General features: G+C 37.0%; 11 protein-coding genes. 10 read left to right on the top strand and 1 reads right to left on the bottom strand.

Going from position 1 to position 13317, the window contains the following annotated elements; genetic code table 11:
• Positions 1–38: 38 nt before the first annotated feature.
• The 10 genes from RWM19_RS07455 (at position 39) to RWM19_RS07500 (ending at position 11485) form a co-directional block, all read left to right on the top strand.
• The gene (locus RWM19_RS07455; RefSeq protein WP_313985495.1) at positions 39–722 is read left to right on the top strand and encodes an energy-coupling factor transporter transmembrane component T; all 684 of its coding nucleotides are present in this window, start codon (positions 39–41) and stop codon (positions 720–722) included.
• Positions 704–2119, top strand: coding sequence for an ABC transporter ATP-binding protein (locus tag RWM19_RS07460; protein WP_313985497.1), 1416 nt, complete (start codon positions 704–706; stop codon positions 2117–2119). The genes RWM19_RS07455 and RWM19_RS07460 overlap by 19 nt, the downstream gene beginning before the upstream one ends.
• Positions 2116–2697 carry an MptD family putative ECF transporter S component gene (locus RWM19_RS07465; protein WP_294025041.1) on the top strand — a complete coding sequence of 194 codons (582 nt, stop codon included), beginning with the start codon at positions 2116–2118 and terminating at the stop codon, positions 2695–2697. The genes RWM19_RS07460 and RWM19_RS07465 overlap by 4 nt, the downstream gene beginning before the upstream one ends.
• On the top strand, positions 2698–4500 hold the full coding sequence (locus RWM19_RS07470; protein WP_294025039.1) for an ABC transporter ATP-binding protein: 1803 nt from the start codon (positions 2698–2700) through the stop codon (positions 4498–4500).
• Positions 4497–6245, top strand: a complete 1749-nt coding sequence (locus RWM19_RS07475) for an ABC transporter ATP-binding protein (protein ID WP_313985501.1) — start codon at positions 4497–4499, stop codon at positions 6243–6245. The genes RWM19_RS07470 and RWM19_RS07475 overlap by 4 nt, the downstream gene beginning before the upstream one ends.
• Positions 6246–6612: 367 nt before the next feature.
• The gene (gene pflB / locus RWM19_RS07480) at positions 6613–8865 is read left to right on the top strand and encodes a formate C-acetyltransferase (RefSeq protein WP_294020375.1); all 2253 of its coding nucleotides are present in this window, start codon (positions 6613–6615) and stop codon (positions 8863–8865) included.
• A gap of 92 nt (positions 8866–8957) precedes the next feature.
• Positions 8958–9686 (top strand): pyruvate formate-lyase-activating protein, encoded by a 729-nt coding sequence (gene pflA / locus RWM19_RS07485; RefSeq protein WP_313985506.1) that lies wholly within the window; start codon positions 8958–8960, stop codon positions 9684–9686.
• Positions 9683–10450 carry a tyrosine-protein phosphatase gene (locus tag RWM19_RS07490; protein WP_313985509.1) on the top strand — a complete coding sequence of 256 codons (768 nt, stop codon included), beginning with the start codon at positions 9683–9685 and terminating at the stop codon, positions 10448–10450. Before pflA ends, RWM19_RS07490 begins: the two co-directional genes overlap by 4 nt.
• Before the next feature lie 81 nt (positions 10451–10531).
• Positions 10532–10888, top strand: a complete 357-nt coding sequence (locus RWM19_RS07495; RefSeq protein WP_313985512.1) for a hypothetical protein — start codon at positions 10532–10534, stop codon at positions 10886–10888.
• Positions 10889–11065: 177 nt separating this feature from the next.
• Positions 11066–11485 (top strand): Hsp20/alpha crystallin family protein, encoded by a 420-nt coding sequence (locus RWM19_RS07500; protein WP_294022878.1) that lies wholly within the window; start codon positions 11066–11068, stop codon positions 11483–11485.
• Between the two features lie 63 nt (positions 11486–11548).
• Here the strand turns inward: RWM19_RS07500 and RWM19_RS07505 are convergent, their stop codons facing one another.
• Entirely contained in the window at positions 11549–13225 is a 1677-nt protein-coding gene (locus RWM19_RS07505; RefSeq protein WP_313985516.1) for an Ig-like domain-containing protein, read from the bottom strand.
• Positions 13226–13317: the final 92 nt, after the last annotated feature.

The following is a 13317-nucleotide window of genomic DNA, read 5'->3' on the forward strand; positions in this document are numbered from 1 at the left end:
GGTTAGTTAACCTAAACTAACTTTAGAAAGAGGGCAATGTGAGATACCGTATTAATCCGCTTGTTTTGATTTTCTATAATATATTGATTCCATGTATCTTGATGTTTGTACATGATAGATGGATTCCTTTGTATTTCTTTATTGTCAGCAGTCTATTTTTGCTTTACATGAAGAAATATAAAAGATTATGTAAAGCTATCGGAATTACAATTTTATTCTATTTAGGGCAACAGCTTTTGATGTTGAGTAGCATTGAAGTAGTGCAGTTTGTTTCGATGTTATTCATGATGATTGTTCGATTGATGCCAACATATATTGTGGCGCTTATCTTGATGTATGATTATCAACCATCTGAGGTAATTTCTGCTTTACAGAGTATTCATGTACCAAGAGCGTTCATTATAGCGTTAAGTATTACGTTACGATATATACCAACATTCTTTCGAGAATTACGATATATCAATGAATCGATGCGTCTACGTGGGATTCGTTTTGAGATGAAAAGTATCGTAAAGAGTTTTGGATATTTTGTGGTACCACAATTATTTCGTTGTTTGATTTTAGCAGATGAGTTAACATCTGCTGGACTTTGCAAGGGAATTGATTGCATGGGAAGAAGGACGTCATATTACAATATTCGCTTTGGAATGAAGGATGCGCTTGTTACAGTTGCGATTTGCTTAGGACTAGTGGGAGAGATGTTATGGGTTCGTATGTCGTAGAGGGTAAGAACATTTCCTTCCAATATCAAGATAGTTCGGAAGGAATTCAAGATGTTCATTTTGCGCTAGAGCCAGGCGAAATCATTTTGGTGACTGGTAATAGTGGTAGTGGTAAATCTACATTCTTGAAATGTCTCAATGGGCTGATTCCTCGTGTTGTCGAAGGAACACTGCAAGGGGAAATCTTACTCAATGATCAAAATACAAAGGCTATGAGTATGGCAGAGATTAGTCGTCATATCAGTTCTGTATTTCAAAATCCACGTAGTCAATTCTTTACAACGAATACAACCAGTGAACTTGTATTCAGTATGGAGAATTATGGTTGTAAGAATGATGCAATGGAAGCACAACTTCAACAAGTCACTACACTACTAAAAATTCAAAAGTTATTGAATCGAGACATCTTCCAGTTATCCGGAGGAGAGCGCCAAATGGTAGCGATAGCCTCCGCAATGATGTTGGGACAAAAAATCATCTTGTTAGATGAACCGTCTGCCAACCTTGATTATCACAATACGTATGTATTTAGAACGTTGGTTGAGAAATTAAAACAAGAAGGGTATACCGTCTTGATTGCGGATCATCGCTTCTATTATCTAAGTGGATTAATCAGTCGTGTTTTCCTATTTAATGACGGTAAGATGCAAATCTTCAATAGTGAAGAGCTATTTAAAAAATCAAACTATGACACACGAAGCTTTGATTTATTTGCGATGGATATTCCATTTCAAATACCTAGTGAAAAGAAAGAAAAAGTTCTTTCGTTAGTGGGTATTTCATACAAAGATATCTTAAAGGACATATCATTAGATTTCTTTACCAACGAAGTTACTGCAATTGTTGGTACAAACGGAGTTGGCAAGACAACGCTAGCACGATTACTGTGCAAGAGTATTCCATGCACGCATGGGGAAATAAATGGAGAGATGCCTTTCTATATTATGCAAGATGCGGATTACCAATTATTTGGTACATCCGTACAAGCAGAGCTTGAAATCGCTGATCATAAGATTAGTCAAAAAGATATACGGGATGTGATGGATTATTTACAACTGACAAAGTACGCAGATACGCATCCATTCTCTTTGAGTGGTGGACAGAAACAGCGTATACAAGTCGCACTAGGAATCTTGAGTAATCGTAAAGTTATCATTTTCGATGAACCAACCAGTGGTTTAGACCTAATATCTATGCATAGAGTTGCAAAAGAAATTCAAGAGTTAAAAAAGAAAGCATGTGTCATTGTCATATCGCATGATTACGAGTTTATTCGCTATATCAGTAATCGTGTTGTGTATTTAAAAGATAAAACTGTAAAAAAAGATATTTCGCTTGATGCGGAACATTTATCTGAATTCAATCAAATTTTTATAGAAATGAGGGATGAATCATGAATTTGAAGATGAAGGATTTTGTATTACTTGCTTTACTGACAGCGTTATATATCATTGTGTATTTTGTAGCAATGATGATAATTTCGCTAATGGGTCCATTTGGACATGCGATTAGTCCAGGTGTTTGTGGACTATTATCTGGGGCAATCTTAATCTTTATCAGTCGTAAGATTGGTAAAATGTGGCAATTTACCCTGATGGAACTCATCATTATGGGTGTATTCGCACTGATGGGAGCTGGTTATCTACCTTGGTTTATTACATCCATGATAGGAGCTGTTTTAGCGGATGTTATCGCATCCACATCAAATAAGCCAAGTGTGCTAAAGGTTGCGATTGCGTCAGGTTTTATCCATGTTGGAAATGCTTTAGGTGGTATTATTCCTGCATGTTTCTTTGCGGAACAATATATGAATGAATGGATTGCAAGAGGACAAAAGCCAGATCAAATGTTAGAGATGGTCAAGGCAACACAAGGTGTAATGGGAATTCTTGGAACAGTTATTACGTTCATTTTATCTGTCATTGGTGTATACATTGGCTATTCAATATTAAAGGGACACCTAAAGGAGAACTAAATGGAGATTGAAGAGAAAATAAAAGAAGATGTTAAGCGGTCGATAGAAACGAAGAAAAAGGATGCCATTAGTCCAAGCTTGGTCAATAAATGGTTGTTCTCCTTTGCTCCACAGTTACAAGGAAAAATGCGTATATCGATTATGCTTGCATGTTTTGGTGAAAGTTTAAAGTTTACATCTTATTTCTTTGCGGCATATGTCGCAACAGCAGTAATTTCAAATCATATAGATTTACAAAAAATTTACTTATATGGGGGATTAACACTGCTGGCTCTTGCGCTACAATGCACATTAACATGTTTATCTAGTGTAAAGAGTCATCGAATTTCATTTGAGATTCTTAGAAGTATTCGTGAAAAATTAAGTGAGAAGTTAGAACGTGTTCCACTTGGGTATGTTACATCAACACCGATAGGATATTATAAAGCGCTAATCGTTGATCGAGTTGGCTCTTTGGAGGATTGGATTGCGCATGTCATGCCTGAGTTACCTTCTCGTTTATTACACCCAATCCTAGCAACCATCCTTCTATTCGTGGTGGATTATCGTTTAGGTCTAGCATGTTTTGTGAGTGTTCCATTTATTATTTTAGGATTTATCATCATGTATCATAACAGTGATGAGCGTATGTATACTTGGCTCAATTCCAATCAAGATTTAAATGCTAGAATCGTTGAATATGTAAATGGAATTCATGTCATTAAGACGTTTGGACAGAGTAGACGTAGTTATCAAAAGTTTACAGATTCTGTTAATTACTACTTCTCCTCTACATTAGATTGGTGGAAACAAAGCTGGATTGCGATGGCTATATTATTTGCGTTTGTAAATTCACCAATTCTTGGAACGTTACCAGTTGGTTTATATTTGTACTCACAACAAATCATCAATATGTGGCAGCTTATGTTGGGCTTAATCTTACCGTTATCGATTATTCCAAATGCATTCCAAATTATGATGAGTATGGAAATCTACTCCTCAATTGAAACGGGATTCCGCATGATTCGTAAAGTGCTTACGATGCCTGAGCTTGTAAGACCTAATCAGGAAGTAACACTATCCGATCAATGTTATCGATTTGAAAATGTATCATTCTCATATGAAAAGGGTATTGAAGTATTACATGATATCAACTTTGAAGTAAAACCAAATTCTGTATTTGCGATTGTTGGAGAAAGCGGAAGTGGAAAGTCTACAATTGCCAAGTTAATGGCGGGGTTCTTTGATGCGGATGATGGAAGAATTTACTTTGGTAATCAAGATGTCAAAAGTATACCAACATCACAACTTATGAAACATGTAGCGTATGTTGCACAAGACAATTTCTTATTTGACACAAGTATCCGTGAGAATCTAAAGATCGCAAAAGCAGACGCAACGGATGAAGAGATTCAAGCGGCTTTGAAAGCAGCGAACTGCTTAGAACTAATTGAACGGTTGCCAGAAGGCTTAAATTCAAATGCGGGTGATTGTGGAAAGTTTCTCTCGGGTGGTGAAAGACAACGTATTACACTTGCTAGAGCGATGCTAGCGGATGCACAGTGCATCATACTAGATGAAGCTACTGCATATGCAGATGTTGAAAATGAAGCGAAGATCCAAGAAGCGCTAAGCAGATTAATGAAGGATAAGACACTGATTGTTGTGGCTCATCGACTGAATACAATTGTAGGTGCTGATCAAATTATGGTGTTAGGTCATGGCAAGATTGAAAGCATCGGTACCCACAAAGAATTAATACAGAATTCTTCTGCGTATCAAAAACTATGGCAAAGCTACAGTGGTAAGGAGGTGGTTGAATGAACTACTTTCGTAGATTATTTGAATTAGTTGGAAAAGATAAAGTGAAGTTTATCTTTGGCTTATTCTTTGCGTTCTTCAAAAATTTTAGTTTTATGTTTATCTTTGGTGCGTTGTATATTGCGTTCTTGAACATACATGCATTAACAGCTACGGTGATATGGAATTGCCTAATGATTATGGTTGGTGGAATCTTATTCCACTTTGTATTCCGTTACTTGGAGGATATCCTTGTTTCGGCGGAAGGCTATGTCATGTTTAGAAATTTCCGCTTGCAGGTAGGAGATGAATTAAAGAAAGCTCCGTTAGGATATTTCGATGACGCAAAACTAGGAAATATTCAAGGTGCTATGACGACATCAATAAACGCACTTGAAAACTTTACCATGATGTTAGTCACTGGCGTGATTGCTGGATTTGGAATTTCCATCTTATTAACCATTGCAATGTTAAAGATGAATGTAACGTTAGGGTTATTCATGATTCCAGTGTTAGTGATACTATCATTTACATTAGGTAAACTTTATAAAATCGCAATGAGAAATGTTCCTCTACAACATAAAGTTGAACAAGAGATGAATTTTGCGGTAATCGATATGATTCGTGGCATGTCTGTTTTAAGAACATATCCGATTAACGAAGATAATCCTGTTAAAAATATGATTCAAGAAAAGGCAAAAGACCTTTATGCGAAGAAGAAGGAAGTTGATATTCGTTGTGAGGTAGAGTTTTCATGGCGTGCTAAAATTTATAGTTTTATCGTAAATGCCGCGAGTGTTATCTTAATCATTCTTACAGTTCATCTATACATGCATGAAGAGATTAACTTTGCGAATTGTATGACCATGTTGGTGGGATCTTATTTAATCTTCTTAGGCTTAGCTCCATTAAGTGATACAGCTTTCCTATACGCAAAGATCCCTGGTCAACAAAAGTACTTGGATGATGTATTCCAAATTCCTCAATTAGAGGAAGGTGCACAAACTACAATTAATGGACCTTTAGATATTCGCTTTGACCATGTGTGGTTTGGTTATCGGAAAGATACACCTGTAATCAAAGACCTCAGTTTTGAAATTAAACAAAATGAAAAAGTCGCAATTGTAGGACCAAGTGGATGTGGTAAGACGACAATTGTCAATCTTCTCTCGCGTTTCTGGGATGTAGATAAGGGAGCGATATATCTAGCAGGAAAGGATATTCGTGAGTATACAGTAGAGACATTATTTAAACAGATGTCTGTCGTATTCCAAGATGTATATTTATTCAACGATACGATTATGAATAATATCCGCTTCGCAAAACCAGAAGCGAGTGACCAAGAAATTTATGATGTGTGTAAGAAAGCACGCTGTGCTGAGTTTATATCAAAACTTCCACAGGGATACGAAACCATCATCGGAGAAGGCGGTGCTAACCTCAGCGGTGGTGAAAAACAACGCATCAGTATTGCTCGTGCGTTGTTAAAGGATGCGCCAATCATTCTGTTGGACGAAGCTACATCAAGTGTAGACCCAGAAAATGAGGCAGAAATTCTAGCTGCGATTGATGAACTATGTAAAGGAAAGACAGTTATATCCATTGCACATCGCATTAGCACAGTAGAAAGTGTAGATCATATACTTGTCATTAATGATGGTTCTCTACAAGAAGAAGGGAAACATGAGGAACTGATTCAGAATGGTGGAATCTATGCTGGCTTTATCAAATCTCGTAGAGACGCAAAAGGTTGGAGAATCGAGAATTAAACTATGCATGAATGGTTGATCGTCGATAGGATTCAAATAATGATGGAAATTACATATCGATAAGAACTTCTGTTATAATCTATTTTGGGGTTAGACTATCATGTCTGACCCTTTGTTAATTTGTTAACTTAGTTCTTGCAAGGATAAATACATGGGCGTATAATTCAGTTAGTTTACTAAAACTAACCACGAAAATGATGGTCTGTACGTGCTTGCATGTCATTCGGATTATTGACTAACATTGTTGGAATTTCAAACAAAAACAGGGTGAAATTCACAAATAAAAAAAATAATCTGATAATATCATTGGACGTACAAACAGCTTTCATTTAAAATGAAAAACGTTAGGTAGACGGAGGAGAAAACAATGCTAAATAATGAAAAATGGCAAGGCTTCCAGGGCAGAAACTGGAAGGAAGAATGCAATGTTCGCGACTTCATCCAAGCAAACTACAAACCATATGATGGTGATGAGAGTTTCTTGGCTGACGCAACAGATGCGACTAACAAGCTTTGGGGCAAGTTACAGGAATTGCAGAAGGCTGAACGTGCAAAGGGTGGCGTTCTAGATGAAGAGGCTGATGTAGTATCAGGCTTAACTGCTTATGGCCCAGGCTATATTGATGAATCCTTAAAGGATTTGGAAAAGGTTGTAGGTCTTCAAACAGACAAGCCTTTAAAGAGAGCGTTTATGCCTTATGGTGGTATCCGTATGGCAGAAGAAGCTTTATCTACATATGGCTATACACCAAATCCAGAATTACATAAGATCTTTACAGAGTATCACAAGACACATAACCAGGCTGTATTTGATGCGTATACACCAGAAATGAAGGCTGCTAGAAGTAGCCACGTTATCACTGGTTTACCAGATACTTATGGCCGTGGACGTATCGTTGGTGACTACCGTCGTGTAGCTTTATATGGTGTTGACCAATTGATCGCGTGGAAAGAAGAAGATAAGTTAAACTGTGGCGATGGCACAATGGTTGATGATGTCATCCGTCAAAGAGAAGAACTATCTGAACAGATTCGTGCATTAGAAGGCATGAAGAAGATGGCTGCTGTATATGGATATGATATTTCCGCTCCAGCATCTAACGCTAAGGAAGCAGTTCAGTGGTTATACTTTGGTTATTTAGCAGCTATCAAGACACAGAATGGTGCTGCGATGTCTGTAGGACGTATTTCTACATTCTTAGATATTTATATCGAAAGAGATTTAGAAGCAGGCACATTAACAGAAAGCGAAGCACAGGAATTAATTGACCATATCGTTATGAAGTTCCGTATGGTTAAGTTTGCTCGTATTCCTGCATATAATGAATTATTCTCTGGCGACCCAGTTTGGGCAACACTAGAAGTTGCAGGTATGGGTATGGATGGTCGCTCTATGGTTACAAAGAACGACTTCCGTTTCTTACATACATTAGAAAATATGGGTCCTTCACCAGAACCTAACTTAACAGTATTGTACTCATCCCGTTTACCAGAAAACTTCCGTAAGTATGCGGCTAAGATTTCTGTCACAACAAGTTCTATTCAGTATGAAAATGACGATGTAATGCGCCCTGAATGGGGAGATGATTACAGCATCTGCTGCTGCGTATCTGCTACACAGACAGGTAAGGAAATGCAGTTCTTCGGTGCTCGTGCAAACCTCGCAAAGGCACTTCTATACGCTATCAATGGTGGTGTAGATGAAAAGAGCTTTAAGCAAGTTGGACCAGCATATCGTCCAATTACTTCTGAATACTTAGACTACGCCGAAGTAGAAGCGAAGTATCTACAGATGCTAGATTGGTTAGCAGGTTTATATGTAAACATCTTGAACCTCATCCAATACATGCATGATAAGTATTACTATGAAGCAGCTGAAATGGCTTTAATTGATACAGATGTAAGAAGAACATTCGCTACAGGTATTGCCGGATTCAGCCATGTTATTGACTCACTATCCGCAATCAAGTATGCCAAGGTTAAGACTGTTCGTGATGAAAATGGATTAGTTGTTGACTATGAGATTGAGGGAGACTTCCCTAAGTATGGTAATGATGATGACCGTGCAGATGAAATCGGTGTATGGTTATTGAAGACATTCATCACAATGATCAAGAAGCACCACACATACCGTAACTCAGAAGCTACAACTTCAATTTTGACAATCACATCAAATGTTGTTTATGGTAAGTACACAGGTAATATGCCAGATGGCCGTCGTGCTTGGACACCATTAGCTCCAGGTGCTAACCCATCTTATGGTGCAGAGCAGAATGGATTACTTGCGTCACTAAACTCATTAACAAAACTTCCATATCACTGGGCATTAGATGGTATTTCTAATACACAGACAATGGATCCTAATGCATTAGGTCATAGTGATGTTGAAAGATCTAACAACCTTGTAAACGTATTAGATGGTTACTTTGACCAAGGTGCTCACCACCTCAACGTTAACGTCTTCGGTAAGGAGAAGCTCGTTGATGCGATGGAACATCCAGAGAAGCCAGAATACGCTAACTTCACAATCCGTGTTTCCGGATATGCAGTTAAGTTTATCTCTCTAACAAGAGAACAACAGTTGGACGTTATCGCAAGAACATTCCACGATCATATGTAATTGTTCTTGTGTAAAACAGGACTATAGTTTGGTAAAATGACTCTGTTATCTACAGAGTCATTTTTATCAAAAAGATATAAAGGAGTGAGAATATGAAGGGACGCATACATTCATTTGAAACCTTCGGGGCAGTTGATGGACCTGGAGTACGATTTATTATATTTTTAAAAGGTTGTAATATGCGTTGTAAATATTGCCATAATCCAGATACTTGGGAGATGGCTGGAGGAGAACTCTATACCGCAGAAGAAGTATTACAAAAGGCATTACGCTATAAAAACTACTGGGTCAACGGTGGTGGAATCACTGTATCTGGAGGAGAAGCTTTATTACAAATGGATTTCATGATTGAACTATTTGAACTAGCACATAAGCATGGTATCCACTGTACTTTAGATACAGCTGGCAATCCATTTACATATGAAGAGCCATTTTTCTCAAAGTTTGAACGATTAATGAAAGTAACAGACTTGGTACTCTTTGATTTAAAAGAGATTGATGATAAAGTGCATCGGTATCTAACAGGTGCATCCAACGAAAATATTCTAGAGTGTGCGAAATATCTTTCAAATCATCATATTCCAATGTGGATTCGACATGTTCTGGTTCCAGGCATTACCGCAAACGAAGAGGATTTAAAGAAACTCAGAGAATTTATCGATACGTTAGATTCTGTTGAAAGAGTAGAAGTGTTGCCATATCATGTGTTAGGTATCTCGAAATACGAGAAGATGGGTATCAGTTACCCTCTAATGGATACGCCACAACCTACAAAAGAACAGATTGAAACTGCAGAAAGGATTTTGGGGGTAAAGAAATGAGTGATATTCTCGGCATTGAAAAGAAAAGAAACTTACGCGATCTAGGTGGTTACAAGACTCAAAATGGCAAACATGTTAAGAAAGGGTATTTCTTTCGTAGCAGTCGCTTAATGGACTTTGATCAAGCAGAACTTAAAATTTTGAATTCTTTAAATATTAAGAAGATTTATGATTTACGTTCAAAGGAAGAAGTGAAGGATTCACCAGATCCAACGTTGAAAGGTGCCGAATACATTCATTCATCTGCTGCGGCACGTGCAGATGGAACGGAAGTAAACTTTTCGCCAGCTGCACTCATCGCAGAAAATGTCTATTCCAAAGAATGCAATGATGAATTTACACATAAGGTGTATGGTAACTTGCCATTCTCTTATGCATATAAGAGAATGTTTGAGGATATTGTGGCAGGCAATGTACCAATCCTATTCCATTGTTCCGCTGGAAAAGATCGTACAGGAATTGCGGCAATCTTAATTCTACTAGCACTTGGTGTAGACGAAGAGACAGCGATGTATGACTACATGTTAACGAATGAATACCGTAAGGAATATATCGAACGTTTCAGGAAGGATTTCCCACTGACAAAATTAGATGGGGAACTTGCGGGTATGTTACTGGCGTACGAGGGAGTGACATATACCAACGCTGATTATTCGCTCAAGCGTATTAAAGAGAAGTATGAAAACTATGATGAATACTTTGAAAAAGAATACAATCTTGATAAAGACGCATTACAAAGACTAAGAGACTTATACACAGAATAAACGGCAGAAATATCTGTCGTTTCCTATATGTTGTTTTGTATTATTTTGCGAAAGGTATATGATTACATATGGAGAAATACAATGGAACTATCAAAGAAACAGAAAAACTTGATAGCGAAGATATTAAAGAATGGAATACCAATACTAGTATTGTTGTTTATTCTGAACTTCTTTTATCAAGAGACAAGAAAATATGATTTTGTAGGGGTTTGGTTTCCTGATTATGAAGATGATATTACTATCCAATTTAATCCAGATTATTCAGGCGTTTATTATGATGATCTTACAAAGATTGCCTTTCACTGGAAGAACCACGGTAACCAACTTGAGATGACAATGAATGATGAAACGAAAGTCTATCGCTATACGATAGAAGGAAAAGATATCCACCTACAATCGGATGACGAATCCTTCATTCTATATAAATACGGAAATTAATTAGCAATCATTTAATTTCTGTGATAATGATAAAAAGCCTTTAAATAAAGGCTTTTTATATATTATGAATATAGTTTTATAAAAATTTATAAAATAATTAGCACTTAAGTATTGACAGTGCTAAAAATATGAGTATATTAGTATGTGTAAGGTGAAAGGCCTTAGGAGGTATATGATATGAAATATATGACAACAAGAAAGAATGATTTATTCAATGATATGTTTGATGATGTGTTTAGAGCTCCAGTATTCACAGGAAATAATATTTTAAAGACAGATGTTCGCGAGAAAGATGGAAAGTACATCTTGGAAGTAGAAGTTCCTGGTTATAAGAAGGATGAAGTATCCATTAGCTTATTCAATGGTAATCTAACAATCAGCGCTGCTCGTTCGTCTTCTGATGAAGAAACTGATGATAAGGGTAGAATCTTACGTCAGGAAAGATTCAGTGGTAGTACATCTCGTACATTCTATGTAGGTGATGCAATTAAAGATACAGATATTCACGCTTCATTTGATAATGGTATCTTAAAGATTGAATTACCAACAGAACAGAAGAAAGAAGAAGAAACAAAGAAATTTATCGAAATTCTATAACTGGAAGAATTCCAGTTTTTTTGTGCAAAAGAAAAGCCATCGTGTATTGCGATGGCTTTTAAACTATCTATATGATTTTCTCTTTGAGAAGAGGTAACCGCTAGCGATAATGCCAACGAACATCATTCCAATGTAGAGATAGATATTTGTAGAATCGCTTGTCTTTGGTGTAGTAGGATTCTGTGGTCGCTCTGTGTTTGTGATGGTGAAGCCTGTTGTTTGATTGCCGGTGATTGTGGCGTCATAACCATTAACAGTATCTTCACTAATCGTGTATTGGATCTCTGTACCGCTTTGATCGTACTTACGTACATTAGTGAAACTAGCTGTCCAGTTATTTGTATCATCTAATGTTAGAGTTGTACCTGTATCTGTTCCATTAGCGAATAAGTGAACTGTGATAGGACCTGCTTTTGGACCTACCCATGTCTTTGTGACAGAGATATTTGTCTTGGTTGGTTTGTCGGAGATGGTTTGTAACGCACCATCCGTAGCTGTTACTTGTAATGTATATTCTGTGTTATTTAATTCATAACCAGCAGGAGCGGTTGTCTCTTTTACTTTATAAGTACCTTGTACTAAAGCTTCAGAAGTAACAGTACCATCTGCGCCTGTTGTTAGATTAAATGTTGTACCATCTGGTTGTGTAACTGTAAATACTGCGTTAGCTAAAGTGATTGAGTTATCGTCTTCGTCAACTTTTGTTAATTTGATTTTGTGTGCGAGGTCACCTGAACCAGAACCTCCAGAGTAAGCTCTTGTAAAGTGTGCATCAAAATCATAAGTTTGACCATTAGATGTTAATGTGAGGGTGTTGTTTAAATCAGTACCTTCTGTGTATGTAGATTGATAAGTGAGACGATACTGTTCCCCATTAATATTTCCAACATTGATTGTAAATGTCTGGTCGTTATCAGACATTGTTAGTTTTCCTGCTAAGTTAACTGGTGTTGATGTTCCGGTAATATCATTACCATATTGATCCATCTGAACTGTAAATAAGCGAATTGTATTTGGTAAAATTCTTTCGTTAGAGCCAACGATGGTATCGTGGATAATTGCATTTGGTAGTATTGCTTGTCTATGGTTGATGCGAATTTCCCAGTTTGCGATATTTGGGTTGGTTGTGTCATACCAAGCAAATTTATGTAGCGTTTCATTATTTAAAATCTGTGGCCCATCAACATTGACGGAACCCGTTGAAGATGATGTATTAGGTTGTCCTGCATTAACAGTAATAGTGAATGAACTAGATTGATTAATAGGAACCCTTGTTAAATCAAATCTAGCAGATAGTTGAATATTACCATTAACGTTGTAGCGATTATCAACCCAGTCTGTGAATACTACTTTTGCGGTTGCGCCAGTTGTACCTGGAGTGATATGTGCTCTTGCGATTACTGCTCCTGATCCATCCTGGTCATAGAGGTCAAAGTCGACAGGACTTGAGTCTGCTGAGAACATAACTGTATCAGGCAGATCAATTGTGAAGTAGTCACCTGCTTTTAATGTTGCGCCTGTATTATTAGTTGCCCAATCTAAGTTAAAGTAGAAGTTATCAGTATAGTAGATATCTCCAACATTTGTTCTAGATAGATTCATAAATCTAAAGTTTGTGATTGTCGCATCAACTTGTTTTGGACCACCATCAGCGATAACGTTTGTTTTAGTCCAACTGATAAGAGCTGTTAATGTCATTAAAAATGATAAAATTACAGCGAAATAATTCCTCTTTTTCATATATATTTCCTTCCGCCCATGATTTCTACAGTGTTTAGATTTGCCATGTACGAGTGAATTATATACCGAACAAATTGTGACAATTTTAAAGT

It is taken from the genome of uncultured Solobacterium sp., from assembly GCF_963517755.1.
GTDB lineage: Bacteria > Bacillota_I > Bacilli_A > Erysipelotrichales > Erysipelotrichaceae > Bulleidia.

Excerpts from the sequence above, each read along its gene's own strand:
- RWM19_RS07475 (WP_313985501.1), top strand. The coding sequence starts at position 4,497 with ATGAACTACTTTCGTAGATTATTTGAATTAGTTGGAAAAGATAAAGTG.
- pflB (WP_294020375.1), top strand. The coding sequence starts at position 6,613 with ATGCTAAATAATGAAAAATGGCAAGGCTTCCAGGGCAGAAACTGGAAG.
- RWM19_RS07495 (WP_313985512.1), top strand. The coding sequence starts at position 10,532 with ATGGAACTATCAAAGAAACAGAAAAACTTGATAGCGAAGATATTAAAG.
- pflA (WP_313985506.1), top strand. The coding sequence starts at position 8,958 with ATGAAGGGACGCATACATTCATTTGAAACCTTCGGGGCAGTTGATGGA.
- RWM19_RS07460 (WP_313985497.1), top strand. The coding sequence starts at position 704 with ATGGGTTCGTATGTCGTAGAGGGTAAGAACATTTCCTTCCAATATCAA.
- RWM19_RS07505 (WP_313985516.1), bottom strand. The coding sequence starts at position 13,225 with ATGAAAAAGAGGAATTATTTCGCTGTAATTTTATCATTTTTAATGACA.
- RWM19_RS07490 (WP_313985509.1), top strand. The coding sequence starts at position 9,683 with ATGAGTGATATTCTCGGCATTGAAAAGAAAAGAAACTTACGCGATCTA.
- RWM19_RS07500 (WP_294022878.1), top strand. The coding sequence starts at position 11,066 with ATGAAATATATGACAACAAGAAAGAATGATTTATTCAATGATATGTTT.
- RWM19_RS07465 (WP_294025041.1), top strand. The coding sequence starts at position 2,116 with ATGAATTTGAAGATGAAGGATTTTGTATTACTTGCTTTACTGACAGCG.
- RWM19_RS07470 (WP_294025039.1), top strand. The coding sequence starts at position 2,698 with ATGGAGATTGAAGAGAAAATAAAAGAAGATGTTAAGCGGTCGATAGAA.